Here is a 26,547-nt window from a genome sequence, read left to right as displayed (position 1 = left end):
TAACGCATTTACAGCGCGAAGGATGGAGAGCAGACTTGACAGATTGCAGGATTCGTCCTGTAATCAATAACAAAGGGCGGCTACGGCCGCCCTTGTTTAATAAGCTGTTCAGCTAATGGGTTTGAAAGGAACCGGAGGAATCATGACCAAGTCAGAATTGATTGAAAGACTTGCCAGTCAGCAACCGCATATCCCTGCCAAGGCTGTGGAAGATGCCGTTAAAGAGATGCTGGAGCATATGGCTACCACTCTTGCCCAGGGCGAGCGCATTGAAATCCGCGGTTTCGGTAGTTTTTCCCTGCACTATCGTGCACCACGTACCGGGCGTAACCCGAAGACTGGCGATAAAGTGGAGCTGGAAGGAAAGTATGTTCCGCACTTTAAGCCGGGTAAAGAACTGCGCGATCGCGCCAATATTTACGGTAACTGAGTTTAATCATCAGGGTTAAACTGAGTTTAAAGAAAGCACCTTAGGGTGCTTTTTTTGTATCCCGTCCCTGCATTTCTGAATACGCGCCGCATTTAAATTTTCTCTTTGCTGTAAACGCTTAAAAACGTTGCAGCGCCCGCTGTAAATCACGCCTTTTCTGTCTGACGACGCATCACTCCCGCCGCATAATCGCCTGAAACATGGAGGTGAAGATGGGGATCCACGTTATCAGTATGTGCGCCATTCTGGCCATAATCCCGCTCTATTGGTTACCCGTTTTGCCAGACTTGCATATTGTCTGGTTGCTGATTGCCGCAGGAATTGCGTTATCCGTACAGCAGAGAAAATGGCTCAGGTTTTCAGGCCTCGCATTGCTTTTTATGTGCTGGGGGATCCTGGCCGCTCAGGAAAGCGTGTGGCCGATGAACCATTTAACGAAAGCACCGCAGCAGGCCGAGGTGGTCATTACCGCAACGGACGGCGCAACGATGCATCAGGGAAGGATTATCAGCCTCAATGGAGAACGTGTGTGGGCTGCCATGGGCGTGTCACTCTACGGCAACTACCTGCCTCAAAATGTCTGCGTGGGTCAACGCTGGGCAATGACCCTGCGGCTCAGGGCGGTACACGGAGAACTCAACGATGGCGGCTATGATTCGCAGAAAAACGCCTTTGCCCGACACCAGACGCTGAGCGGACGGTTTACCCATGCGGAGATTATCGACGCACGCTGTAGCCTGCGTTCGCAATACCTGACATCACTACAGAATACGCTTTCAGCATATCAGTGGGGGCCCGTGATCCTGGGGCTGGGGATGGGGGAGCGGTTGTCGGTCTCGCGGGAGATAAAAAACCTGATGCGTGAGACCGGAACGATGCATCTGATGGCAATCTCGGGATTGCATATTGCGCTGGCCGCTTCTGCTGTCTGGCTACTGGCTCGGGGCATCCAATTTTTCCTGCCGGGCCGCTGGATTATCTGGCAAGTGCCCTTACTGGCAGGTCTGCTTTTTGCCGCGTTTTACGCATGGCTAACGGGATTGCAGCCGCCCGCGCTGCGTACGGTTATGGCGCTTGTGGTACTGGCTGCATTAAAAATGAGTGGTCGCCAGTGGTCGCCTTGGCAGGTATGGCTTACCTGCGTGGCGGCGATCCTGTTTTTCGATCCGCTGGCGGTACTGTCACAAAGCCTGGCGTTATCCGCGTTTGCGGTCGCCGCGCTTATTTTTTGGTATCAGTGGTTGCCTCTCCCGCACTGGCAACGTGGCCGGTGCCTGCGGCCGCTGGTTACGCTGTTGTATTTGCAGGTTGGAATGCTGCTGCTTCTGTTGCCGCTTCAGGTACTGATTTTCCATGGTTTCAGTCTCTCCTCGCTGGTGGCGAATCTGTTTGCTGTTCCTCTGGTAACGTTTATCTCAGTTCCACTGATCCTGCTCGGTATGTTTCTGCATCTGTTTCCGGTGGCGACGCTGGAAAGTATCGTCTGGCTGGCTGCCGATAAGTCTCTGGCAGGACTTTTCTGGCTATTGATGCGTTTACCGAATGGCTGGCAGGACGTGGATGAACGCTGGCAATACCTGACGTTACTGCCGTGGCTGCTGATCATTGGCTGGCGATTCAGGGCCTTCAGCGCAGTACCCGCAGTCTGTCTGGCAGGCAGCGTGGTGATGGCATTTCCCCTCTGGCACAGGATTAAAACTGACAGCTGGTCCCTGCATATGCTGGATGTAGGGCAAGGGCTGGCGATGGTCATTGAGCGTCACGGGAAGGCCATTCTGTATGACACCGGGCTGGCATGGCCCGGTGGGGACAGCGCGCAGCAGCTGATTATCCCCTGGCTACGCTGGCATCATCTGAGGCCGGAAGGGGTGATCCTGAGCCATGAACATCTCGACCACGCGGGGGGACTGGCATCGCTAAAAGCTGCCTGGCCTGCAATGTGGATCAGAAGCCCCTTAGCCTGGGCCGGACATCTTCCATGCTTTCGTGGACAGCGATGGCAGTGGCATGGGTTAACGTTTTCCGTGCACTGGCCACCCGAAAACACCCCGGCGAAAGGTAACAACCGCTCCTGCGTGGTAAAAATCGATGACGGCGAACAGAGCGTTTTACTGACCGGAGATATTGAAGCGCAGGCAGAACTGGCAATGTTGAGCCACCGCTGGCGTCAACTTCCGGCTACACTGATTCAGGTGCCGCACCATGGGAGTAACACGTCATCTTCAACACCGCTGCTACAGCGCGTGGAGGGGCAGGTTTCGCTGGCCTCGATGGCCCGCTATAACGCGTGGCGTTTCCCTTTCATCAAAGTAGTCAGGCGCTATCGAACTGAGGGATATCTCTGGCTTGATACCCCGCAGTCCGGACAGATAACTGTGACGTTTTCGCACCAAAGTCGGCAAATTCGCCGCTTACGTGAACACTATTTACCGCGTTGGTATCATCAGTGGTTTGGCGCGCCCGTAGATAACGGGTAGAATATGCGGCTATTTCAACAAATGCTGGTTTTTTGAATGCATAACGACAAAGATCTCTCCACGTGGCAAACGTTCCGCCGGCTCTGGCCGATGATTGCACCTTTCAAAGCAGGCTTGATCGTGGCGGGCGTAGCGTTAATCCTCAACGCAGCCAGCGATACGTTTATGTTATCGCTTCTCAAACCGTTACTGGATGACGGTTTTGGTAAAACGGATCGTTCAGTGCTGCTATGGATGCCGCTGGTGGTTATTGGGCTGATGATCTTACGCGGAATCTCCAGCTATGTATCCAGCTACTGCATCTCCTGGGTATCCGGTAAAGTGGTGATGACCATGCGCCGTCGGTTATTCAGCCATATGATGGGGATGCCAGTCTCATTCTTTGACAAACAGTCAACCGGTACCCTGCTGTCGCGTATTACCTACGATTCAGAGCAGGTGGCGTCGTCCTCTTCCAGCGCACTGATTACCGTTGTGCGTGAAGGCGCATCCATCATCGGTCTTTTTGCGATGATGTTCTATTACAGCTGGCAACTGTCGCTGATCCTTATTGTGTTGGCGCCGATTGTCTCCATCGCGATCCGCGTGGTATCAAAGCGTTTTCGCAACATCAGTAAAAATATGCAGAATACGATGGGGCAGGTGACTACCAGCGCCGAGCAGATGCTGAAAGGCCATAAGGAAGTGTTGATCTTCGGCGGTCAGGAAGTCGAAACCAAACGCTTTGACAAGGTCAGCAACAGAATGCGCCTGCAAGGGATGAAAATGGTATCGGCCTCGTCGATTTCCGATCCGATCATTCAGCTGATTGCCTCTTTGGCCCTGGCCTTCGTCCTGTATGCAGCAAGCTTCCCGAGCGTCATGGAAACCCTGACTGCGGGTACCATTACCGTGGTGTTCTCATCCATGATTGCGCTGATGCGTCCGCTGAAATCGCTGACTAACGTCAACGCCCAGTTCCAGCGCGGGATGGCAGCCTGTCAGACGCTGTTCAGCATCCTCGATTCCGAACAGGAAAAAGATGAAGGTACACGCGTGATCGAGCGCGCTAAAGGTGACCTGGAATTCCGCAACGTGACCTTTACCTATCCAGGCCGTGAAGTGCCGGCGCTGCGTGATATCAGCCTGTCCATCCCGGCGGGTAAAACCGTTGCACTGGTCGGTCGTTCCGGTTCGGGCAAGTCGACTATTGCCAGCCTGATTACCCGTTTCTACGATATCGACCAGGGCGAAATCCTGCTTGATGGTCACGACCTGCGGGAATATACCCTACAGTCGTTGCGTAACCAGGTCGCGCTGGTTTCGCAGAACGTGCATCTGTTCAACGATACGGTGGCAAACAACATTGCGTATGCCCGTACCGAAGAGTACAGCCGTGAAGAGATCGAGAATGCGGCGCGTATGGCCTATGCGATGGACTTCATTAACAAAATGGACAACGGTCTGGATACGATCATTGGCGAAAACGGGGTGCTGCTCTCCGGTGGTCAGCGTCAACGTATCGCGATTGCCCGAGCGCTGCTGCGCAACAGCCCGATTCTGATCCTCGATGAAGCAACGTCCGCACTGGATACGGAATCTGAACGCGCTATCCAGTCGGCTCTGGATGAATTACAGAAAAACCGTACCTCGCTGGTTATCGCGCACCGTCTGTCGACCATCGAACAGGCTGACGAAATCGTGGTGGTGGAAGACGGCGTTATCGTTGAACGCGGCAGCCATGCGGACCTGCTGGAACAACGTGGTGTATACGCGCAGCTTCATAAAATGCAGTTCGGTCAATGATTGCACGCATCTGGTCGGGTGAATCCCCTCTGTGGGTGCTGCTTCTCCCGCTCTCCTGGCTGTATGGCCTGGTGAGCGGTGCTATTCGTCTGCTTTACCGCCTTGGGATCAAGCGCGCCTGGCGCGCACCGGTACCGGTCGTGGTGGTCGGCAACCTGACTGCGGGTGGAAACGGCAAAACCCCGGTGGTGATCTGGCTGGTAGAGCAGCTCCAGAGGCGCGGTATCCGCCCGGGAGTTGTCTCACGCGGTTACGGTGGTAAAGCGGCGCAGTATCCACTGGTGCTGAGCCCAGCTACGACAACCGCTGAAGCCGGTGATGAGCCGGTACTGATTTACCAGCGTACCGGCGCGCCGGTTGCGGTATCGCCGGTGCGCAGTGATGCCGTGAAGGCACTGCTTGCGGAGCATGATGTACAAATCATCATTACCGATGATGGTTTGCAGCATTACGCGCTGGCGCGTGACAAAGAGATCGTGGTTATTGACGGCGTGCGGCGTTTTGGCAACGGCTGGTGGCTTCCAGCCGGTCCAATGCGTGAGCGTGCGTCGCGCCTGAAGAGCGTCGATGCCGTGATTGTAAACGGTGGTGAAGCCAGAGCGGGTGAGATCCCGATGCATCTTCGTCCCGGAAAGGCAGTGAATATGCTGACCGGCGAGCGTAAAGACGTCGCGTTACTGGATCATCTGATAGCGATGGCCGGGATTGGTCATCCACCGCGTTTCTTCGCGACGCTGGAGCAGTGCGGCGCGCGGCTGGAGAAACGGGTACCGCTGGCCGATCACCAGGCGCTGGTTGCCGAAGAGATTGAGAGGCTGGCCGCACCGGGCCAGACGCTGATCATGACGGAAAAAGACGCGGTAAAATGCCGGGCCTTTGCGAAAGAAAACTGGTGGTATCTGCCGGTTGATGCTGAACTCAGCGGCGAACAGCCGGAATATTTGCTCAAGGAACTGCTCGCGTTAGTGCAGTAACTTCTACGCGGTTCCGGTGGCGCTTTGACTGACAGGAAAACGCATGTCTCTACCGCAACTCTCACTTGCAGCCGCACGAAACCTGCATCTTGCCGCCCAGGGGCTTCTGAAAAAGTCCCGCCGCCGCGCACAGCCAGCGGATATCCTCTCTACCGTGCAACGCATGTCGTTGCTGCAAATCGACACCATTAACATCGTGGCGCGTAGCCCGTATCTGGTCCTGTTTAGCCGCCTGGGAAACTATCCTCCGCAGTGGCTGGATAATGCGCTAAGTCAGGGCGAACTGATGGAATACTGGGCGCACGAAGCCTGTTTTCTCCCGCGCAGCGATTTTGCCCTGGTGCGTCACCGTATGCTCGCCCCGGACAAAATGGGCTGGAAATACCGCCAGGAGTGGATGGTGGAACACGCGGATGAAATAGAGCAACTGATTGCCCATATTCAGGAAAACGGTCCGGTACGCTCCGCGGATTTTGAACACCCGCGAAAAGGCGCCAGCGGATGGTGGGAGTGGAAACCGCACAAACGCCATCTTGAAGGGCTGTTTACGTCGGGCAAAGTGATGGTGGTCGAGCGCCGCAACTTTCAGCGCGTCTATGACCTCACGCACCGCGTTATGCCTCACTGGGACGATACGCGTGACATGCTGTCTCAGGACGTAGCCGAAGCCATCATGCTCGGGAACAGCGCCCGCAGCCTTGGCATTTTCCGCCCACAGTGGCTGGCGGATTATTATCGTCTGCGTCAGCCGCAGCTAAAACCGCTGCTGGAAACGTGGCAGCGTGAACAGCGCGTGATGCCGGTCTCGGTTGAGTCGTTAGGTGAAATGTGGCTGCATGCGGATTTGTTCCCTCTGCTGGCGCAGGCGCAAGAGGGCAAACTCCAGGCGACCCACAGTGCCGTACTCTCGCCGTTCGACCCCGTTGTCTGGGACAGAAAGCGGGCCGAACAGCTGTTTGATTTCAGCTACCGTCTGGAATGCTACACCCCGGCGCAAAAACGTCAGTACGGTTATTTTGTTTTGCCGTTGCTTCATAAAGGGCAGCTTGTCGGGCGCATGGACGCTAAAATGCACCGTAAAACCGGCACGCTTGAAGTTATCGCGCTCTGGCTGGAAGAGGGCATAAAAGTGACGGCAGGACTGGAAAAAGGGCTAACGTCTGCGCTCGGTGAATTTGCGCGCTGGCAGGGGGCATATGAAATTGTACTCGGTCGCGTGCCTGCGGGGCTGTTTACGACCTGTCGAGGTGGCTGGGAAACAGGCACTTCCTGAAAAAAGAATGTGGTAAGCTTTAGCAATTACCCATACGGAGGAACTATGGATCACCGTTTACTTGAAATTATTGCCTGCCCGGTGTGCAACGGCAAACTGTATTACAGCCAGGATAAACAAGAGCTGATTTGCAAACTGGACAGCCTGGCGTTCCCGCTGCGTGACGGTATTCCGGTCCTGCTGGAAAATGAAGCCCGTTCTCTGGTGGCAGAAGAGATCAAACCATGAGTTTTGTTGTCATTATCCCTGCGCGTTATGCTTCAACGCGCCTGCCAGGTAAACCGCTGGTGGATATCAACGGTAAACCGATGATTGTGCATGTCCTTGAACGGGCACGCGAATCGGGCGCCGGACGCGTCATCGTCGCCACCGATCACCCGGATGTCGCGCGAGCGGTTGAGGCCGCGGGTGGGGAAGTGTGCATGACCCGTGCCGACCACCAGTCAGGCACCGAGCGCCTGGCGGAAGTCGTCGAAAAATGCGGTTTCAGTGACGAGACGGTGATTGTGAACGTGCAGGGCGATGAGCCGATGATCCCGGCGGCTATTATCCGTCAGGTGGCCGACAACCTGGCCCAGCGTAAGGTTGGCATGGCGACCCTCGCGGTGCCGATTCACCACGCTGAAGAGGCGTTCAATCCGAATGCGGTGAAAGTGGTCATGGACGCAGAGGGCTACGCGCTCTATTTCTCCCGCGCCACCATTCCGTGGGATCGCGATCGTTTCGCGCAATCGAAAGAGACGATCGGCGAAACCTTCCTGCGCCACATCGGTATTTACGGCTACCGCGCCGGCTTTATTCGTCGCTATGTCGCCTGGGCACCAAGCCCGCTTGAGCATATCGAAATGCTCGAACAGCTTCGCGTGCTGTGGTACGGCGAGAAAATTCACGTTGCGGTTGCCCAGGAAGTCCCTGGCACCGGCGTGGATACGCCTGAAGATCTCGATCGCGTACGCGTCGAATTGCGTTAATTCGCTGCCATCCCCTCGTTCTGGGGGGATGTTCTCTTCCTTTTCTTTTTCATTATTGATCTCGACCGGGTGACATCCGGGGTTCGCGCGCTCATTATAAAAGCAGTAGTCTTAATGGGGGTAATCTCATATGGAACAGCTGCGTGCTGAACTCAGCCATCTCCTTGGCGAAAAGCTAAGCCGGGTGGAATGCGTGAATGAAAAGGCCGATACCGCACTCTGGTCGTTGTACGACAGTCAGGGAAACCCCATGCCGCTGATGGCCAGAAGTTTTACCTCGCCGGGCGTCGCCAGACAGCTGGCCTGGAAAATGTCGATGCTGGCGCGGGAAGGGACTGTCCGTATGCCGACGGTCTACGGCGTGATGACCCATGAGGAGCATCCCGGCCCGGATGTTCTGCTTATTGAACGTTTACGCGGGGTTTCTGTTGAAGCTCCGACGCGTACACCGGAGCGCTGGGAACAGCTGAAAGATCAAATTGTCGAGGCTCTGCTTGCCTGGCATCGGCAGGACAGCCGGGGTCTTGTTGGCGCGGTAGACAGCACCCAGGAAAACCTGTGGCCGCTATGGTATCGCCAGCGTGTCGAAGTGCTCTGGGGCACGCTGAACCAGTTCAACAACACCGGTTTAACGATGCAGGACAAACGTATTCTGTTCCGCACCCGGGAATGTCTTCCGACGCTGTTTGAGGGTTTTAACGACAACTGCGTGCTGGTTCACGGCAACTTCACGCTGCGCAGTATGCTTAAAGACTCGCGCAGCGATCAGCTTCTGGCAATGGTCGGGCCGGGGATCATGCTCTGGGCGCCGCGCGAGTACGAACTGTTCAGGCTGAGCGAGGGCGGGGCGGCGGAAGATTTGCTCTGGCACTATCTTCAGCGCGCCCCCGTTGCGGAGGCCTTTCTCTGGCGACGCTGGCTCTATCTTCTCTGGGATGAGGTGGCGCAACTGGTCAACACTGGGCGCTTTAATCGGGCCAGTTTCGATCTGGCCGCAAAATCACTCCTGCCCTGGCTTGCCTGACGAACCCTTAAGCCACTGCCACAGGCGGCCAAGCGTCTCGTAACCGACGCGGTCGCTGTGCATCAGCCATACCGGGGACGGGATTATCCGTTCCCACGGGTTGAGCGGGGCGTCAATGGCCAGCTGGTTTGCCGGAGCAGGAAGCGGATGCAGGCCCTGATTCTCAAAGAAAATCATTGCGCGCGGCAGGTGTGAAGCAGAGGTCACCAGCAGGAACGGCACATCACCGATGGCTTGTTTCACCGCAGCAGCTTCTTCTTCGGTATCTTTTGGGCTATCCAGTGTGATGATGGCGGAACGTGGTACGCCAAGCGATTCAGCCACTCTTGCCCCTGCTTCAGCGGTACTTACCGGGTTGGTTTTTGCCGCAGCGCCCGTGAAGATCATCTTCGATCCCGGATTGGCCAGCCACAGGCGGATCCCCTCGTTCAGACGCGGCAGACTGTTGTTGATCAGGTTCGAGCTGGGCGCCCAGTTCGGATCCCAGGTATACCCGCCGCCCAGCACCACGATATAGCCCACCTTCTGTTTTCCCTGCCATGTAGGGTAGGTGTTTTCAATCGGGCGTAACAAACCGTCAGCGACCGGTTGCAGGCTGAGTAACAGCAGCGCCAGCCAGCCCACGGTGACGAGGGATTTACCGCTTTTCTGAAAGCGGCTAAACCATATCAATGCCAGCCCCAGCGCGATGAGAAGCAACAGCAGGGGAAGGGGAAGCATCATGCCTCCGATATATTTTTTTAGGGTAAAAAGCATCCTTTTTGGTTCCTTTTTTAACCATACAGCAGGCGATTGCCCGTGATATTACACCAGAGTGGTTCATTCTCCGCGCGGGTGTGACAAAATAGCGGTTTTGCAGTGAGTGGAACCCTCCCAATGCGGGATCGCAATTTTGATGACATCGCGGAAAAGTTTTCGCGCAACATTTATGGCACCACCAAAGGTCAGCTTCGTCAGACGATCCTCTGGCAGGATCTGGATAAGCTGCTGGCTGAATTTGGTGACCGACCGTTGCGCGTACTGGATGCCGGAGGTGGGGAAGGGCAGACTGCAATTCTGATGGCGCAGCGGGGACATCACGTCACGCTTTGCGATCTTTCTGCCGAGATGGTTGCGCGCGCCGGGCGAGCGGCAGAAGAGAAAGGTGTGAGCGACAACATGCATTTTATACATTGCGCCGCTCAGGACATTCCGCAACATTTGGAAACGCAGGTTGATCTGATATTGTTTCATGCTGTGCTCGAATGGGTCGCCGAACCACAAGCGATGTTAAAAACGCTGTGGTCGATGTTGCGCCCGGGCGGTGCGTTATCGCTGATGTTTTACAATGCCAACGGCCTGCTAATGCGAAACGTGCTGGTCGGCAATTTTGGCTATGTACAGCAGGGCATGTATAAAAAGAAACGACGCACGCTTTCACCGGATTTCCCCCGTGAACCGCAGCAGGTCTATGGCTGGCTGGAGGAGATCGGTTGGGAAATTACCGGCAAAACCGGCGTGAGGGTGTTTCATGATTATCTGCGTGATAAACAAAAACAGGATGACTGTTTAGACGCCTTAACAGAAATAGAGACGCGGTACTGCCGCCAGGAGCCTTATCTGAGCCTTGGCCGGTATATCCACGTCACCGCGCGCAAGCCGCAGATGCAAGGATAATCTATGAGTGAATTTTCCCAGACAGTCCCCGAACTGGTTGCCTGGGCCAGGAAAAACGATTTCTCCATCTCGCTGCCGGTAGACAGACTCTCATTCCTGCTGGCGGTTGCGACGCTAAACGGCGAACGCCTGGATGGCGAAATGAGTGAAGGCGAACTGGTGGATGCGTTCCGCCACGTCAGTGATGCGTTTGAGCAAACCAGCGAAACCATTAGCGTGCGTGCCAACAACGCAATCAATGATATGGTGCGTCAACGTCTGCTGAACCGCTTTACCAGCGAGCAGGCGGAAGGAAACGCCATCTATCGTCTTACGCCACTGGGCATTGGCATTACCGACTATTACATCCGCCAGCGCGAATTTTCCACGCTGCGTCTCTCCATGCAGCTCTCCATTGTTGCAGGCGAGCTGAAGCGTGCCGCCGACGCGGCTGATGAAAACGGTGACGAATTCCACTGGCATCGCAACGTTTACGCGCCGCTAAAATACTCGGTCGCCGAGATTTTCGACAGTATCGATCTGACTCAACGTCTGATGGACGAACAGCAGCAGCAGGTCAAAGACGATATCGCTCAATTGCTGAATAAAGACTGGCGTGCGGCCATCTCCAGCTGTGAACTTTTGCTGTCAGAAACGTCCGGTACGCTACGTGAGTTGCAGGATACGCTGGAGGCGGCCGGGGATAAGCTACAGGCCAACCTGCTGCGCATCCAGGACGCGACGATGGCGCACGACGATCTGCATTTTATCGACCGTCTGGTGTTTGATTTGCAGAGTAAGCTTGACCGCATTATCAGCTGGGGCCAGCAGTCGATCGACCTGTGGATCGGTTACGACCGCCACGTGCATAAATTTATCCGTACCGCCATCGATATGGATAAGAACCGCGTCTTTGCTCAGCGTCTGCGCCAGTCGGTACAGACCTACTTTGATGCGCCGTGGGCGCTGACCTACGCCAACGCCGATCGTCTTCTGGATATGCGCGACGAAGAGATGGCGCTGCGTGATGAAGAGGTCACCGGTGAACTGCCGCCGGATCTGGAATACGAAGAATTTAACGAAATTCGCGAGCAGCTTGCGGCGATGATCGAAGAACAGCTCGCTGTCTATAAAGCCAGACAAGCACCGCTGGATCTTGGCCTCGTGGTACGCGACTATCTGGCGCAGTATCCGCGAGCGCGCCACTTCGATGTAGCCCGCATTGTTGTAGACCAGGCGGTGCGCCTGGGCATCGCACAAGCCGATTTCACCGGACTGCCGCCGAAGTGGCAGCCGATTAACGATTACGGAGCCAAGGTACAGGCGCATGTCATTGACAAATATTGAACAAGTGATGCCAGTTAAGCTGGCACAGGCGCTGGCGAATCCGTTGTTTCCGGCGCTGGACAGCCAGCTGCGTGCCGGTCGTCACATTGGCCTTGACGAGCTGGATAATCACGCCTTTTTGATGGACTTTCAGGAGTATCTGGAAGAGTTTTACGCTCGCTATAACGTTGAGCTGATCCGCGCGCCGGAAGGGTTTTTCTACCTGCGTCCGCGCTCTACTACGCTTATTCCGCGCTCGGTGCTTTCCGAACTGGATATGATGGTCGGCAAAATTCTCTGCTACCTCTACCTCAGCCCGGAACGTCTGGCGAATGAAGGGATCTTCACCCAGCAGGAGCTTTACGATGAGCTGCTGTCGCTGGCGGATGAAAGCAAGCTGCTCAAGCTGGTAAATAACCGCTCGACGGGGTCCGATCTGGACCGTCAGAAATTACAGGAAAAAGTTCGCTCTTCCCTGAACCGTCTGCGCCGTCTGGGAATGGTCTGGTTCATGGGTCACGACAGCAGCAAGTTCCGCATTACCGAATCGGTCTTCCGCTTTGGTGCCGACGTGCGTGCGGGTGACGATGCGCGTGAAGCACAGCTGCGCATGATCCGTGACGGTGAAGCGATGCCGGTGGAAAACCATTTGCAGCTCAATGACGAGCACGAAGAGAATCAGCCGGATAGCGGGGAGGAAGAGTAATGATTGAACGCGGTAAATTTCGCTCACTAACGCTGATTAACTGGAACGGCTTCTTTGCCCGAACCTTCGATCTGGATGAGCTGGTGACAACGCTCTCCGGCGGTAACGGGGCAGGTAAATCCACCACCATGGCGGCCTTCGTGACGGCGCTGATCCCTGACCTGACCCTGCTGCACTTCCGTAACACCACTGAAGCGGGTGCAACGAGCGGCTCCCGAGATAAAGGGCTGCACGGTAAGCTGAAAGCGGGCGTCTGTTATTCGGTGCTGGACGTGATCAACTCCCGTCATCAGCGCGTGGTTGTAGGCGTGCGCCTGCAGCAGGTTGCCGGCCGCGACCGTAAAGTAGATATCAAACCGTTTGCGATCCAGGGGCTGCCAACCTCCGTGCAGCCGACCGCGCTGCTGACGGAAACCCTGAATGAACGTCAGGCGCGCGTTCTGACGCTCCAGGAGCTGAAAGACAAGCTGGAAGCCATAGAAGGCGTGCAGTTTAAGCAGTTTAACTCCATTACCGACTACCACTCTCTGATGTTCGATCTCGGCGTGGTGGCCCGTCGTCTGCGCAGCGCGTCAGATCGTAGTAAATACTACCGTCTGATTGAAGCCTCCCTGTACGGCGGTATCTCAAGCGCCATTACCCGCTCCCTGCGCGACTACCTGCTGCCGGAAAACAGCGGCGTGCGTAAGGCCTTCCAGGATATGGAAGCCGCGCTGCGTGAAAACCGCATGACGCTGGAAGCGATTCGCGTTACGCAATCTGACCGCGATCTGTTTAAGCACCTGATCAGCGAAGCCACCAACTACGTGGCGGCAGACTATATGCGTCACGCCAATGAGCGCCGTATTCATCTCGATCAGGCGCTGGAATACCGCCGCGAGCTGTTTACCTCCCGCAAACAGCTGGTCGCCGAGCAGTATAAGCATGTCGAAATGGCGCGCGAACTGGGCGAGCACAACGGTGCCGAAGGGGATCTGGAAGCCGATTACCAGGCGGCCAGCGATCATCTGAACCTGGTGCAAACCGCGCTGCGTCAGCAGGAAAAAATCGAGCGCTATGAAGCCGATCTCGATGAGCTGCAAATTCGTCTTGAAGAGCAAAATGAAGTGGTGGCAGAAGCCGCCGATTTGCAGGAAGAGAACGAAGCCCGCGCGGAAGCCGCCGAGCTGGAAGTGGATGAGCTGAAAAGCCAGCTCGCAGACTACCAGCAGGCGCTGGACGTGCAGCAGACCCGCGCGATCCAATACAACCAGGCGCTGCAGGCGTTGCAGCGTGCCAAAGAGCTGTGCCACCTGCCGGACCTGACCCCTGAAAGCGCTGACGAATGGCTGGATACCTTCCATGCCAAAGAGCAGGAAGCCACTGAGAAACTGCTTTCTCTCGATCAGAAAATGAGCGTGGCGCAAACGGCACACAGCCAGTTTGAGCAGGCGTACCAGCTGGTGGTGGCGATCAACGGTCCGCTGGCGCGTAACGAAGCATGGGACGTTGCCCGTGAGTTGCTGCGCGACGGCGTCAATCAGCGCCATCTGGCCGAGCAGGTGCAGCCGCTGCGCATGCGCCTGAACGAGCTGGAACAGCGTCTGCGTGAACAGCAGGAAGCTGAGCGTCTGCTGGCGGAATTCTGCAAACGTCAGGGTAAAAATTACGATTTCGACGAGCTTGAGGCTCTGCATCAGGAGCTGGAAGCGCGTATTGCGGCCCTGTCCGATACCGTATCGAACGCCAGCGAACAGCGCATGACGCTGCGTCAGGAGTTGGAACAGCTTCAGTCCCGTTCGAAGACGCTCTTACAGCGTGCGCCGATCTGGCTGGCCGCACAAAGCAGCCTGAACCAGCTCAGCGAGCAGTGTGGTCAGGAGTTTGCCTCCAGCCAGGACGTCACCGAATACATGCAACAGCTGCTGGAGCGCGAACGCGAAGCGATTGTTGAGCGTGACGAAGTGGGCGCGCGCAAGCGTGACGTCGATGAAGAAATCGAGCGTTTAAGCCAGCCTGGCGGCTCAGAAGATCCGCGCCTGAATGCGTTAGCCGAGCGTTTCGGCGGCGTGCTGCTGTCTGAAATTTACGACGACGTCGGCCTGGACGATGCGCCGTACTTCTCCGCGCTGTACGGTCCGTCCCGTAACGCGATTGTAGTGCCGGATCTGTCGCTGATTTCTGACCAGCTTGCAGGGCTGGAAGACTGCCCGGAAGATCTCTACCTCATCGAAGGGGATCCGCAGTCGTTTGATGACAGCGTATTCAGCGTCGACGAGCTGGAAAAAGCGGTGGTGGTGAAAATCGCCGATCGCCAGTGGCGCTATTCGCGCTTCCCGGAACTGCCGCTGTTTGGCCGCGCCGCGCGTGAAAACCGTATTGAAAGCCTGCACGCCGAGCGTGAAACGCTTTCAGAGCGTTTTGCGACCCTGTCGTTTGACGTGCAGAAAACCCAGCGTCTGCATCAGGCGTTCAGCCGCTTTATCGGCAGCCATCTGGGCGTTGCCTTTCAGCCCGATCCGGAAGCCGAAATTCGTAAGCTCAACACCCGCCGCGGTGAGCTGGAGCGTGCGCTTGCCAGCCATGAAAATGACAACCAGCAAAGCCGCGTGCAGTTTGAGCAGGCAAAAGAGGGCGTTGCGGCCCTTAACCGCATCCTGCCGCGCCTGAACCTGCTGGCGGACGATACGCTCGCCGACCGCGTGGATGAGATTCAGGAACGTCTGGATGAAGCGCAGGAAGCGGCGCGCTTTGTGCAGCAACACGGCAATCAGCTGGCAAAACTGGAGCCGATGGTTTCCGTTCTCCAGAGCGACCCGGAACAGTTTGAGCAGTTAAAAGAAGATTACGCCTGGTCACAGCAGGTGCAGCGTGAAGCGCGTCAGCAGGCGTTTGCCCTCACGGAAGTGGTGCAACGTCGCGCACACTTCGGCTACTCCGATTCAGCAGAAATGCTGAGCGGGAACAGCGATCTGAATGAAAAGCTGCGCCAGCGTCTTGAACAGGCCGAAGCGGAACGAACGCGCGCCCGTGAAGCGATGCGTACTCACGCTGCACAGCTGAGCCAGTACAGCCAGGTCATGGCGTCGCTGAAAAGCTCCTTCGACACCAAGAAAGAGCTGTTAAATGACCTGCATAAAGAGTTGCAGGACATTGGCGTGCGCGCCGACAGCGGCGCAGAAGAGCGGGCGCGTATTCGCCGCGATGAGCTGCATGCTCAGCTCAGCAACAACCGTGCGCGTCGTAATCAGCTCGAAAAAGCGCTGACCTTCTGTGAAGCGGAGATGGACAACCTGACGCGTCGTCTGCGCAAGCTGGAGCGCGACTATTTTGAGATGCGTGAACAGGTTGTAACTGCGAAGGCGGGCTGGTGCGCGGTGATGCGCATGGTGAAGGACAACAACGTGGAGCGTCGTCTGCACCGTCGCGAGCTGGCGTACCTGTCAGCCGATGAACTGCGCTCTATGTCGGATAAGGCGCTGGGTGCGCTGCGTCTGGCCGTGGCGGACAATGAACACCTGCGCGACGTGCTGCGCATGTCCGAAGATCCGAAGCGTCCTGAGCGCAAAATTCAGTTCTTCGTGGCGGTTTATCAGCACTTACGCGAGCGTATTCGTCAGGACATCATCCGTACCGACGATCCGGTTGAAGCGATCGAACAGATGGAGATCGAGCTGGGCCGTCTGACGGAGGAGCTGACCTCCCGCGAGCAGAAGCTGGCAATCAGCTCCCGCAGCGTGGCGAATATTATTCGTAAAACCATTCAGCGCGAGCAGAACCGTATCCGTCAGCTGAACCAGGGCCTGCAAAGCGTGTCGTTTGGCCAGGTCAACAGCGTGCGGCTGAACGTGAACGTGCGTGAGGCGCACTCCACGCTGCTTGACGTGTTGTCTGAACAGCATGAGCAGCATCAGGATCTGTTCAACAGTAACCGCCTGACCTTCTCCGAAGCGCTGGCGAAGCTGTATCAGCGTCTGAATCCGCAGATTGACATGGGCCAGCGTACGCCGCAAACCATCGGCGAGGAGTTGCTGGACTACCGCAACTATCTGGAAATGGAAGTTGAGGTTAACCGTGGCTCAGACGGCTGGCTGCGCGCGGAATCCGGTGCGCTCTCTACCGGTGAAGCCATCGGTACCGGTATGTCGATTCTGGTGATGGTGGTGCAGAGCTGGGAAGATGAAGCGCGTCGTCTGCGCGGCAAGGACATCTCTCCATGCCGTCTGCTGTTCCTCGATGAAGCCGCGCGTCTCGACGCCCGCTCCATCGCCACGCTGTTTGAGCTTTGCGAGCGACTCGATATGCAGCTCATCATCGCGGCGCCGGAAAACATCAGTCCGGAAAAAGGGACAACCTATAAGCTGGTGCGTAAAGTGTTCCAGAACAGTGAACATGTACACGTCGTAGGTCTGCGTGGCTTTGCGCCGCAGCCTCCGGAGTCTTTACCGGGCACGGCTGACGCCTCTTAACCCCGGGTATGATAAAAGGCGGCGCTCAGGCGTCGCTTTTTTTATTCACTTAACTTGTGTTCAGGGCTGCGTTATCTTTAAACTTCTTTACATAAGGTAAGGCAGCAGCGTGTATGCCTTTCTATACTGAAGGAAAGCTCCAGAATACTGGGCATGTCGTGAAAAACAGGGGGCAAGGGATGTTGCTTAAGAAAGATCGTGGTCGTCAGCTGTCTGCGCTGAGTTTGTGCCTGACAGTGATGTTTGCTCCACTGTTTACCGCTCAGGCCGATGAGCCTGAAATTGTACCGACTGACAGCTCCGCGACGATGGGCGCGCAGCCGACGTCGCTGTCACAACCGCTGGATCAGTCTCCGGCGACGGCCATCATGGCCGGCATTAAACCGCTGCCGGAAGGCATCGATACTGAATCATTACGCCAGCAGCTTATGACCGGGCTGCCCTCGGGCTATACCCCCGCTTATATTAACCAGCTCACGCTGCTTTACGCTGCGCGCGATATGAAACCGATGTGGGAAAATCGCGAGGCGGTACGTGCCTTCCAGCAGCAACTGGCTGAAGTGGCGATTGCAGGTTTTCAGCCACAGTTCACGACCTGGGTTGAACTCCTGACCGACCCTGCCGTTACCGGACAGGCGCGTGACGTGGTGCTGTCTGATGCCATGATGGGCTACTTGCAGTTTGTGGCGGGGATTTCGGTGAACGGCAACCGCTGGTTATACAGCAGTAAACCGTACAAGCTGGCGACGCCCGCGCTGTCCGTCATTAATCAGTGGCAGCTGTCGCTGGACAACGGTGAACTGCCGCGCTTTATCGCAAGCCTTGCGCCCGCCCACCCGCAGTATGCCACGATGCATCAGTCGCTTCTTGAGCTGGTCGCGGATTCCCGCCCGTGGCCTCAATTGCGTGGAACAGCAACGCTGCGTCCGGGACAATGGAGCAGCGATGTGCCTGCGATTCGCGAAATTATGAAACGGTCTGGCATGCTTGACAGCGGCCCTAAAATTGCGCTGCCCGGCGACGATACGCAAAACGCAGTCGTCAGCCCGTCGGCGCCGGTAAAAGAGAAAACCGCCGTTGCGCTGAGCAATAAGCCCGCCGCTTACGATCGCGAGCTGGTCGCGGCAGTGAAGCAGTTCCAGGCCGCGCAGGGGCTGGGCGCCGACGGCGTGATTGGTCCATCGACTCGCGACTGGCTGAACGTCTCTCCGGCCCAGCGGGCAGGGGTGCTGGCGTTGAATATCCAGCGCTTGCGCTTGCTGCCGGGCACGTTATCCACCGGCATTATGGTCAACATTCCGGCGTACTCTCTGGTCTACTATCAGGACGGTAGCGAAGTGCTGGCGTCCCGCGTGATTGTGGGTCGACCTGACCGCAAAACGCCGATGATGAGCAGCGCGCTGAATAACGTGGTGGTTAACCCGCCGTGGAACGTGCCGCCGACGCTGGCGCGCAAAGATATCCTGCCTAAGGTCTGGAATGACCCGGGATATCTGGAGCGACATAACTATACGGTGATGCGTGGCTGGAACAGCAAAGAAGCGATTGACCCCTGGATGGTCGACTGGTCAACGATTACGCCTTCGAACCTGCCGTTCCGTTTCCAGCAGGCACCGGGTGCGCATAACTCGCTCGGACGTTACAAATTCAATATGCCAAGTTCGGACGCAATCTATCTGCATGATACCCCGAACCATAATCTGTTCCAGAAAGACGCACGCGCGCTCAGTTCTGGCTGCGTTCGCGTGAATAAGGCCTCGGAGCTGGCGAATATGCTGTTGCAGGATGCAGGCTGGAACGATACGCGGATATCAGATGCCCTGAAGCAGGGGGATACGCGTTACGTCAATATCCGCCACAATATTCCGGTCAATCTTTACTATCTGACGGCGTTTGTGGGCGCGGACGGACGTACCCAGTATCGTACAGATATTTACAATTATGATCTGACAGCGCGATCCGGCGCACAAATCTTGCCAAAAGCGGAACAATTAATCAGGTAAATGAAGTAGTTCGGTAAAAATGATTGTCGTAAGTTATGGTGAATATGAGGCGATCTGGCTGAAAGCCGCATATTCACTGGGATTGGGCGCCTTGACGTAGCAGGCTTTGCCAGTTATGGTGCCCTTCGTGCGCTAAGCATATTGACAATTTCTTTTACCTGTAGACCTGATTATCATGGACAAATTTGACGCTAATCGCCGCAAATTGCTGGCGTTAGGTGGCGTTGCGCTGGGCGCAGCAGCCATCCTTCCGACGCCAGCATTTGCCACCCTCTCGACACCTCGTCCGCGTATTTTAACGCTCAACAATCTGCATACTGGTGAGACGCTTAAAGCGGAATTTTTCGATGGCAGAGGCTATATTCAGGATGAATTAGCACGACTCAACCATTTTTTCCGTGATTTCCGCGCGAACAAAATCAAAGCCATCGACCCTGGATTATTCGATCAGCTTTACCGCTTGCAGGGACTGCTGGGGACCAAAAGGCCGGTGCAACTCATTTCTGGCTATCGCTCTCTGGATACCAACAATGAACTGCGCGCCCACAGCCGTGGGGTAGCGAAAAAAAGCTATCACACCAAAGGGCAGGCGATGGATTTCCATATTGAAGGCGTTTCGTTAGCCAATATTCGCAAAGCGGCGTTATCTATGCGCGCAGGTGGTGTAGGATACTACCCACGTAGCAACTTTGTGCATATTGATACCGGGCCGGTTCGGCACTGGTAATAACGAAACACAGGAGCAGTATGAACTATCGTATTATTCCGGTTACCGCGTTCTCACAGAACTGTTCATTGATCTGGTGTGAACAAACTAAACTGGCCGCGCTTGTTGATCCCGGTGGCGACGCTGAGACAATCAAGCAGGAGGTCGCTGCCAGCGGTATAACGCTGATGCAGATTTTACTGACCCATGGCCATCTTGACCATGTGGGTGCAGCGGCTGAACTGGCTGAACACTACGGTGTGCCGATTATCGGCCCGGAAAAAGAAGATGAGTTCTGGCTTCAGGGGCTGCCTGCCCAAAGCCGCATGTTTGGTCTGGATGACTGTCAGCCACTGACACCGGACCGCTGGCTGAACGAAGGCGATCGCGTTAACGTAGGGAATGTAACTTTACAGGTGTTGCATTGCCCCGGGCATACGCCCGGCCATATTGTCTTCTTTGATGACGTGTCACGCCTGCTGATTTCCGGTGACGTGATTTTCAAAGGGGGCGTAGGACGCAGCGATTTCCCACGCGGCGATCACGGTCAGCTGATTCAGTCGATTAAGCAGAAGTTATTACCGTTAGGTGATGATGTGACGTTTATCCCTGGACACGGACCAATGTCAACGCTGGGCGATGAGCGGTTGCATAACCCGTTCCTTCAGGATGAAATGCCTGTCTGGTAAACCCTTTCAATAAAAAAGCCTGCGCGATGCAGGCTTTTTTTATGGGTGCAGGTTACAGCACCGCGACAATGGCTTCGCACAGTGGCGCCATGTTGTCAGGCGTCATACCTGCAACGTTCACGCGGCCAGAGGCAACGGCATAGACGCCAAACTCTTCACGCAGGCGCAGCACCTGCTCTTTGGTCAGGCCGCTGAAGGAGAACATGCCGTTCTGCTTGATGATGAAGCTGAAGTCACGGTCGGCGCCTTTCTCAGCCAGCGTGTTCACAAACAGCAGACGCATGCGTTGAATGCGCTGACGCATATCGTTCAGCTCTTGTTCCCAGATTGCGCGCAGCGCATCGTTGCTCAGGATCGTCGCAACTACAGACGCACCGTGTGCCGGTGGGTTGGAGTAGTTAGCGCGGATCACGGACTTCATCTGGCTGAATGCGCGATCGACAGTTTGATCGTCAGCGGCCACCAGCGTACAGGCGCCGACACGCTCGTTATACAGACCAAAGTTCTTGGAATAGGAGCTTGCGACAATCAGCTCCTGATGGACGGCGGCGAATGCGCGCAGACCTTCAGCATCTTCTTCCAGACCACGGGCAAAGCCCTGGTAAGCGAAGTCGAACAGCGGCAGCCAGCCTTTTTCAACGGACAGCTTAGCCAGCTGTTCCCACTGTTCAAGCGTAGGATCGATACCAGTTGGGTTATGGCAGCAGCCATGGAACAGCACCACATCGCCCGCCTGGGCTTCGCTCAGGCTGGCCAGCAAACCATCGAAGTCCAGCGCGTGGTTTGCCGCGTCATAGTAGGCGTATTCACGGACTTCCAGACCCGCAGAATTAAACACGCTCTTGTGGTTCGGCCAGCTTGGATTGCTTACCCAGACACGCTTCACAGAGGTGTTTTTCGCCAGGAAATCTGCCGCCACGCGCAGTGCGCCGGTACCGCCTGGGGTCTGCGCCGTGCGGGCTCGTTTTTCGCTCACAATGGTGCTGCCTTTGCCGAACAGCAGCTCCTGGGTGCAGCGTCCAAATTCAGGGATACCATCAATACCGAGGTAGTTTTTGGTGGTTTCGTTTTCCAGCAGATACTGCTCAGCTTTTTTGACGCTGGTCAGTACCGGAGTTTTGCCGGTTTCATCTTTATATACACCAATACCCAGGTTGATTTTGCCAGGGCGGTCGTCGGCACGAAACAGATCGGCCAGGCCCAGAATTGGGTCGGCAGGAGCGGCAGTAATGTTCTCAAACATGACGAAGTTCCATTGTGATTACAGAAGTGAAATCCGCTATCAGGTTAACGGTAGATTTACAAAATGCCAACCGTTTGCGACGAAAAGCGTGCGGCTTTTCAAAAGTCGCTATTATTTTCTCTCGGGAATAAAAAAACAGGGCCGAAGCCCTGTTCATTAAGCATATAGCAACGAGGTGTGCTGATTAGAACTGGTAAACCAGACCCAGAGCCACGATGTCGTCGTTGTTGATGCCCAGCTTGTTGTCGTCTTTCAGCTGGTTGATCTGATAGTCAACATAGGTAGACATGTTTTTGTTGAAGTAGTAGGTCGCACCGATATCAACGTAGTTGATGTAGTCTTCGTCACCGATACCTTCTACGTCTTTCGCTTTAGATTTGTAGTAAGCGATGGATGGACGCAGGCCGAAATCGAACTGGTACTGAGCGACAACAGAGAAGTCCTGAGACTTGTTAGCGAAACCACGGCTGCCCAGGCGCGCTGCGTTACGCATTTCGCCATAAATGGCTGCCAGGTAGATGTTGTTCGCGTCGTATTTCAGGCCGGTTGCCCACTGTTCAGCTTTGTCGCCTTTACCCCATTCCAGCGTCTGCTGGTTGTTGGTATGGTACGGTCAGCGGCGCCATAAGCACCAACAATGCCGAAGCCTTCGTAGTCATAGCTCAGAGAGGTCGCCCAGCCGTCGCCGTTGGAACGTACTGCGTCATCACGTTCATTTTTGCCCAGGTACTGAACACCAAAGTTCAGACCGTCAACCAGGCCGAAGAAGTTGCTGTTACGGTAAGTCGCCAGACCACCCGTACGGCCTGCGAAGAAGTTATCGCTCGCGCCGGTGTCGCCGCCGAACTCAGGCAGCATATCGGTGATGCCGATTGCGTCATAGACCAGACCGTAGTTACGACCGTAGTCGAAGGAGCCTGCGTCACCAAATTTCAGACCTGCGAATGCCAGACGGGTTTTGTTGCCGTTCTGCGCATCGCCGCCTTCAGAGTTGTTACCCTGGAAGTTGTATTCCCACTGACCGTAGCCAGTCAGCTGATCGTTGATCTGAGTTTCACCTTTGAAGCCCAGACGCGCGTAAGTGTTGTCGCCATCGTTGCCCGCGTAATCAGAGAAGTAATGCAGGCCAACTGCTTTCCCGTAAAGATCTAATTTGTTGCCGTCTTTGTTATAGATTTCAGCAGCGTTTGCTGCACCGGCTACCAGCAGGGCAGGGACTACCACTGCCAGGATATTGCGCTTCATCATTATTTATTACCCTCATTGGTTTTTTTATGACACTCGCCACTGCCGTCAATAAATTCTGTCAATAAATATTTCCGGAACTATTGATGAGAGTTAGGTGTCTTTATGTGTCTGACAGGCATCTTTCCATTCATAGAACCGTTTCGCTACACTGAAAGTGCTACAATCTTCAAGATTCAGTTACCAAAAGAAAATATGTGTAACTAAATATGTATTTTTGGGAACTTTGTGAAGCACCTCAAATTTCAGCGCGTTCTGGTGAATTAAACCTCCGCTTTATTCTTATATATATGATTTCCTTATGTTTAATTTAGCTAAAGGTCTTTCGTATAAACAGAAGTTAAACGGCTCATTTTTTCTTATAATCGACAAAAGCCATCCAGATGGCTGTGAAAGTGGTTGTTTTTTGTGCTATTGCGTAAGGATTGTATTAAGCGCAATAAGAATAGGGTTATTTTTTTGTCTAAGGATATTTCGTGGAAACAAAACGTAACAGGTAGAGGGAATTGCGGGGTTGTGGTTTATAGACGCTTACTTTTGACTGACGAAAACTGACATTGCAGGATAAAATAATGGCCAGCATTTGCTGGCCATTAATGATTTGGTCGGTTAGAAACTTGCGTTACGCGGTGTGCGTGGGAACGGAATCACATCACGTACGTTCTGAACACCTGTTACATAAGCAATCAGACGTTCGAAGCCCAGGCCGAAGCCAGAGTGCGGAACGGTGCCGTAGCGACGGAGATCGCGATACCAGCTGTAGTCCGCCGGGTTCAGGCCCATCTCCTGCATACGCGCGTCCAGCACATCCAGGCGCTCTTCACGCTGGGAGCCACCGATGATCTCACCGATGCCCGGCGCCAGAACATCCATCGCGGCAACGGTTTTACCATCTTCGTTAAGGCGCATATAGAACGCCTTAATGTCTTTCGGATAGTTTTTCACCACAACCGGTGCTTTGAAGTGCTTCTCTGCCAGATAACGTTCATGCTCGGAGGAGAGATCCACGCCCCAGTAAACCGGGTTTTCGAATTTCTCACCGCATTTTTCCAGGATAGCGACCGCGTCGGTGTAATCCACCTGCGCGAAGTCTGCGGAGACGAAGCGTTCAAGACGGGCGATGGCGTCGTTATCGACACGCTCAGCGAAGAATTTCATGTCGTCTGCGCGCTCTTCGAGAACCGCTTTGAACACGTATTTCAGCATCGCTTCTGCCAGGCCTGCCACGTCATTCAGATCGGCAAAAGCCACTTCCGGCTCCAGCATCCAGAATTCCGCCAGGTGACGGCTGGTGTTGGAGTTTTCCGCACGGAAGGTTGGGCCGAAGGTGTAAATCTTAGACAGCGCACAGGCGTAGGTTTCGCCGTTGAGCTGGCCGGAAACCGTCAGGAAGGCTTCTTTACCAAAGAAGTCTTTGTCGTAATCCACTTTACCTTCCGGCGTACGCGGCAGGTTTTCCATATCCAGCGTTGAAACGCGGAACATTTCACCTGCGCCTTCGGTATCGGATGCCGTGATCAGCGGAGTAGACACCCAGAAGTAACCCTGCTCGTCAAAGAAGCGATGCAGCGCCTGCGCCAGCGTATGACGCACGCGCGCCACTGCACCAATCAGGTTGGTGCGCGGACGCAGGTGCGCAACTTCACGCAGATATTCGATGCTGTGACGCTTTGCAGCCATCGGATAGGTGTCCGGATCTTCAACCCAGCCGGTCACTTCCACCGAGGTCGCCTGAATTTCGTAGCTCTGACCCTGGCCCGGAGAGGCCACCACAACACCGGTGACGATCACGGAACAGCCGGTTGTCAGGTGCAGAACGTCATCATTGTAATTGGGCAGAGAATTATTAATGACGGCCTGTACAGGATCAAAGCAGGAACCGTCATAGACGGCGAGGAAGGAGATGCCAGCTTTAGAATCTCGGCGAGTACGCACCCATCCGCGCACGGTGACCTCCTGGTCAACGGCGACACGGCCCTGGAGTACGTCGGCTACAGGCACAACGCTCATAATATTCTCTCTGTTAATAGTCGGAAAAAATAAACACTTGTCCGCCCTTATAGGGGGGATATCTATGTTACCTGCCATCCGCTATCAGACAAGTAAATTTCACCGTCTTAAGAGAAGAAATAAGAAATTAATAAGAGAAGGGGAGCCATGAAGGCTCCCCCGAAGCCGTTAACTGGCTTTTTTAACCTGAGGCAGATCGAAGGCTTTACGTAATGCGCGAACAAACGCTTTGTCATGGCAGATGGTTTTGCCAGGGCTGTCGGAGAGCTTCGCGACCGGCTTACCGTTACATTCCACTAGCTTTATGACGATGTTCAGCGGTTTCACCTGGGGGATATCACAGGTTAAGCGCGTACCAATTCCGAAACTCAGGTTCACCCGCGATGAGAAGTGGCGATAAAGGTCGACGGCTTTCGCCAGGTCAAGGTTATCGGAGAAGACCAGCACCTTACTCATGGGATCGATACCCAGTTTTTCGTAATGGGCGATGGCTTTCTCACCCCATTCAACCGGGTCCCCGGAATCATGGCGCAAACCCTGGTAGCGTTCGGCAAACTCAGGGCCAAAGTCGCGCAGGAACGCGTCCATGGTAATGCAGTCGGTAAGGGCAATACCCAGCCGATCCTGGTATTCCTCAAGCCACGCGGCGAGGGCGGCGCGCTGGCTGTTGGCAAGGTCAGGGCTGATCTGCTGGTGCGCCTGGAACCATTCGTGCGCCTGGGTACCCATCGGCGTTAAATCAAGGCGACGCGCCAGATCGTAGTTACTGGTGCCAACGAACCACGGCTCCTGTTGCAGACGTCTGACAATGGCTTCCTGAACCTCGCGAGAGAAGCGGCGGCGCGTGCCAAAGTCCATCAGACGGAAGCGGGACATATCCAGCCCTTCTGTCAGTCTGGAAAACTCAACGAGTTTATTCTCCAGAGCGGCAACCGCCTGCGTTACACCGGTTTCAGGGGAGCGATAACGGTGGGCCAGCTCGCTGATCACGGCCAGAAGCGGCACTTCCCACATGATCACTTCGCGCCACGGGCCGGTCAGACGAATGTCCAGCTTGCCGTTATCATTGGTGACGGTGACCTGTTCCGGCTTATAGCGGAACTCACGCAGCCAGTTCAGATAGTCCGCTTTAAAGAAAGGCAGGCCTGAAAGCCACTGATATTCGTCATCGGTGAGCGCCAGATGCTGCATGGCATCGACCTGTTCACGAATGGAATCTGCGTAGATACCCAGCAAGTCGTCACCCCGGCAGCGAAATTCCGCCGCAACATGAACATCATGATAGTGGTGAAACACGGCTTGCTGCATATGCAGCTTGTACGCGTCGGTATCCAGCAACGTATGCAGAACCGGAGAAGCGAATTGAGTCATAGGTGCGCTGTAGCATCCTCTCACGGGAGCGTTTAGTACAATAAACAACTCCGGAGTATACCCTGTTTAGTGATTTATTGAACCCCGATCACAACATAAGCACACTTTATGGTCGAGCGCATTTCGTGCCCCGTGTTGTAAAAATGTAGCAAAAACGGCGTTGTGCCTGAAAAGATGAACATTCTGCATAGCGCGTTTTACACAACCGGAATATATTGAATCGTTACTCGA

At 55.2% G+C, this 26,547-nt stretch carries 19 protein-coding genes and 1 pseudogene; 15 read left to right on the top strand and 5 right to left on the bottom strand.

Translation table 11 applies throughout. The features are described 5' to 3' along the window. Window positions 1–142 precede the first annotated feature (142 nt). From ihfB to L350_RS13890, 8 genes are all read left to right on the top strand, one after another. On the top strand, window positions 143–430 hold the full coding sequence (ihfB, locus tag L350_RS13855; RefSeq protein WP_003858233.1) for an integration host factor subunit beta: 288 nt from the start codon (window positions 143–145) through the stop codon (window positions 428–430). Between the two features lie 212 nt (window positions 431–642). Continuing rightward, window positions 643–2,907, top strand: a complete 2,265-nt coding sequence (locus L350_RS13860; RefSeq protein ID WP_032624532.1) for a ComEC family protein — start codon at window positions 643–645, stop codon at window positions 2,905–2,907. 36 nt (window positions 2,908–2,943) lie between these two features. Continuing rightward, window positions 2,944–4,692, top strand: a complete 1,749-nt coding sequence (msbA, locus tag L350_RS13865) for a lipid A ABC transporter ATP-binding protein/permease MsbA (RefSeq protein ID WP_003858227.1) — start codon at window positions 2,944–2,946, stop codon at window positions 4,690–4,692. Continuing rightward, entirely contained in the window at window positions 4,689–5,666 is a 978-nt protein-coding gene (gene lpxK, locus L350_RS13870) for a tetraacyldisaccharide 4'-kinase (RefSeq protein ID WP_032624531.1), read from the top strand. Before msbA ends, lpxK begins: the two co-directional genes overlap by 4 nt. A gap of 43 nt (window positions 5,667–5,709) precedes the next feature. Next, window positions 5,710–6,939 carry a winged helix-turn-helix domain-containing protein gene (locus tag L350_RS13875; protein WP_032624530.1) on the top strand — a complete coding sequence of 410 codons (1,230 nt, stop codon included), beginning with the start codon at window positions 5,710–5,712 and terminating at the stop codon, window positions 6,937–6,939. Between the two features lie 45 nt (window positions 6,940–6,984). Continuing rightward, on the top strand, window positions 6,985–7,167 hold the full coding sequence (ycaR, locus tag L350_RS13880; RefSeq protein ID WP_003858220.1) for a protein YcaR: 183 nt from the start codon (window positions 6,985–6,987) through the stop codon (window positions 7,165–7,167). Further along, on the top strand, window positions 7,164–7,910 hold the full coding sequence (gene kdsB / locus L350_RS13885) for a 3-deoxy-manno-octulosonate cytidylyltransferase (RefSeq protein ID WP_023299728.1): 747 nt from the start codon (window positions 7,164–7,166) through the stop codon (window positions 7,908–7,910). Before ycaR ends, kdsB begins: the two co-directional genes overlap by 4 nt. 130 nt (window positions 7,911–8,040) lie before the next feature. Further along, window positions 8,041–8,934 (top strand): YcbJ family phosphotransferase, encoded by an 894-nt coding sequence (locus tag L350_RS13890; protein ID WP_003858216.1) that lies wholly within the window; start codon window positions 8,041–8,043, stop codon window positions 8,932–8,934. On the opposite strand, the gene elyC is transcribed toward L350_RS13890, so the two are convergent. Beyond that, complete coding sequence (gene elyC / locus L350_RS13895; protein WP_022647634.1) at window positions 8,911–9,690, bottom strand: envelope biogenesis factor ElyC; 780 nt, start codon at window positions 9,688–9,690, stop codon at window positions 8,911–8,913. The genes L350_RS13890 and elyC overlap by 24 nt on opposite strands. Before the next feature lie 120 nt (window positions 9,691–9,810). Here elyC and cmoM point away from each other — a divergent pair, with 120 nt between their 5' ends. The 7 genes from cmoM (at window position 9,811) to L350_RS13930 (ending at window position 20,447) form a co-directional block, all read left to right on the top strand. Next, window positions 9,811–10,590, top strand: coding sequence for a tRNA uridine 5-oxyacetic acid(34) methyltransferase CmoM (gene cmoM, locus L350_RS13900; protein WP_006809373.1), 780 nt, complete (start codon window positions 9,811–9,813; stop codon window positions 10,588–10,590). Window positions 10,591–10,593: 3 nt separating this feature from the next. Next, window positions 10,594–11,916, top strand: coding sequence for a chromosome partition protein MukF (gene mukF / locus L350_RS13905; protein WP_022647635.1), 1,323 nt, complete (start codon window positions 10,594–10,596; stop codon window positions 11,914–11,916). Beyond that, a complete protein-coding gene (gene mukE / locus L350_RS13910) occupies window positions 11,897–12,601 on the top strand; it encodes a chromosome partition protein MukE (protein WP_003858208.1) in 705 nt (234 codons plus the stop codon). Before mukF ends, mukE begins: the two co-directional genes overlap by 20 nt. Continuing rightward, the gene (mukB, locus tag L350_RS13915) at window positions 12,601–17,049 is read left to right on the top strand and encodes a chromosome partition protein MukB (protein WP_032624529.1); all 4,449 of its coding nucleotides are present in this window, start codon (window positions 12,601–12,603) and stop codon (window positions 17,047–17,049) included. The genes mukE and mukB overlap by 1 nt, the downstream gene beginning before the upstream one ends. 179 nt (window positions 17,050–17,228) lie before the next feature. Further along, a complete protein-coding gene (ldtD, locus tag L350_RS13920; RefSeq protein WP_032624528.1) occupies window positions 17,229–19,052 on the top strand; it encodes a L,D-transpeptidase in 1,824 nt (607 codons plus the stop codon). A gap of 175 nt (window positions 19,053–19,227) precedes the next feature. Beyond that, entirely contained in the window at window positions 19,228–19,779 is a 552-nt protein-coding gene (locus tag L350_RS13925) for a peptidoglycan L,D-endopeptidase MepK (RefSeq protein ID WP_003858202.1), read from the top strand. A 20-nt stretch (window positions 19,780–19,799) separates the two neighbouring features. Then, complete coding sequence (locus tag L350_RS13930; protein WP_032624527.1) at window positions 19,800–20,447, top strand: MBL fold metallo-hydrolase; 648 nt, start codon at window positions 19,800–19,802, stop codon at window positions 20,445–20,447. Between the two features lie 52 nt (window positions 20,448–20,499). On the opposite strand, the gene L350_RS13935 is transcribed toward L350_RS13930, so the two are convergent. The 4 genes and pseudogenes from L350_RS13935 to pncB form a co-directional block, all read right to left on the bottom strand. Beyond that, on the bottom strand, window positions 20,500–21,690 hold the full coding sequence (locus L350_RS13935) for an amino acid aminotransferase (RefSeq protein WP_023299734.1): 1,191 nt from the start codon (window positions 21,688–21,690) through the stop codon (window positions 20,500–20,502). 184 nt (window positions 21,691–21,874) lie between these two features. Next, window positions 21,875–22,938: pseudogene (gene ompF / locus L350_RS0122340) on the bottom strand (porin OmpF). Window positions 22,939–23,544: 606 nt separating this feature from the next. Beyond that, window positions 23,545–24,945 (bottom strand): asparagine--tRNA ligase, encoded by a 1,401-nt coding sequence (gene asnS, locus L350_RS13940; protein ID WP_003858191.1) that lies wholly within the window; start codon window positions 24,943–24,945, stop codon window positions 23,545–23,547. 168 nt (window positions 24,946–25,113) lie between these two features. Then, window positions 25,114–26,316, bottom strand: coding sequence for a nicotinate phosphoribosyltransferase (gene pncB / locus L350_RS13945; RefSeq protein WP_032624526.1), 1,203 nt, complete (start codon window positions 26,314–26,316; stop codon window positions 25,114–25,116). Window positions 26,317–26,547 lie beyond the last annotated feature (231 nt).

Origin of the sequence: Enterobacter sp. MGH 4 (assembly GCF_000534735.1) — a bacterium.
Classification (GTDB): Bacteria; Pseudomonadota; Gammaproteobacteria; order Enterobacterales; family Enterobacteriaceae; genus Enterobacter; species Enterobacter intestinihominis.
The sequence above is the reverse complement of the archived record's forward strand: the minus strand, read 5'-3'. Positions and strand labels throughout refer to the sequence as shown.

Excerpts from the sequence above, each read along its gene's own strand:
- mukF (WP_022647635.1), top strand. The coding sequence starts at position 10,594 with ATGAGTGAATTTTCCCAGACAGTCCCCGAACTGGTTGCCTGGGCCAGG.
- L350_RS13935 (WP_023299734.1), bottom strand. The coding sequence starts at position 21,690 with ATGTTTGAGAACATTACTGCCGCTCCTGCCGACCCAATTCTGGGCCTG.
- cmoM (WP_006809373.1), top strand. The coding sequence starts at position 9,811 with ATGCGGGATCGCAATTTTGATGACATCGCGGAAAAGTTTTCGCGCAAC.
- L350_RS13930 (WP_032624527.1), top strand. The coding sequence starts at position 19,800 with ATGAACTATCGTATTATTCCGGTTACCGCGTTCTCACAGAACTGTTCA.
- mukB (WP_032624529.1), top strand. The coding sequence starts at position 12,601 with ATGATTGAACGCGGTAAATTTCGCTCACTAACGCTGATTAACTGGAAC.
- L350_RS13875 (WP_032624530.1), top strand. The coding sequence starts at position 5,710 with ATGTCTCTACCGCAACTCTCACTTGCAGCCGCACGAAACCTGCATCTT.
- mukE (WP_003858208.1), top strand. The coding sequence starts at position 11,897 with ATGTCATTGACAAATATTGAACAAGTGATGCCAGTTAAGCTGGCACAG.
- kdsB (WP_023299728.1), top strand. The coding sequence starts at position 7,164 with ATGAGTTTTGTTGTCATTATCCCTGCGCGTTATGCTTCAACGCGCCTG.
- pncB (WP_032624526.1), bottom strand. The coding sequence starts at position 26,316 with ATGACTCAATTCGCTTCTCCGGTTCTGCATACGTTGCTGGATACCGAC.
- L350_RS13860 (WP_032624532.1), top strand. The coding sequence starts at position 643 with ATGGGGATCCACGTTATCAGTATGTGCGCCATTCTGGCCATAATCCCG.
- L350_RS13925 (WP_003858202.1), top strand. The coding sequence starts at position 19,228 with ATGGACAAATTTGACGCTAATCGCCGCAAATTGCTGGCGTTAGGTGGC.
- ihfB (WP_003858233.1), top strand. The coding sequence starts at position 143 with ATGACCAAGTCAGAATTGATTGAAAGACTTGCCAGTCAGCAACCGCAT.
- ycaR (WP_003858220.1), top strand. The coding sequence starts at position 6,985 with ATGGATCACCGTTTACTTGAAATTATTGCCTGCCCGGTGTGCAACGGC.
- ldtD (WP_032624528.1), top strand. The coding sequence starts at position 17,229 with ATGTTGCTTAAGAAAGATCGTGGTCGTCAGCTGTCTGCGCTGAGTTTG.
- asnS (WP_003858191.1), bottom strand. The coding sequence starts at position 24,945 with ATGAGCGTTGTGCCTGTAGCCGACGTACTCCAGGGCCGTGTCGCCGTT.
- L350_RS13890 (WP_003858216.1), top strand. The coding sequence starts at position 8,041 with ATGGAACAGCTGCGTGCTGAACTCAGCCATCTCCTTGGCGAAAAGCTA.
- elyC (WP_022647634.1), bottom strand. The coding sequence starts at position 9,690 with ATGCTTTTTACCCTAAAAAAATATATCGGAGGCATGATGCTTCCCCTT.
- msbA (WP_003858227.1), top strand. The coding sequence starts at position 2,944 with ATGCATAACGACAAAGATCTCTCCACGTGGCAAACGTTCCGCCGGCTC.
- lpxK (WP_032624531.1), top strand. The coding sequence starts at position 4,689 with ATGATTGCACGCATCTGGTCGGGTGAATCCCCTCTGTGGGTGCTGCTT.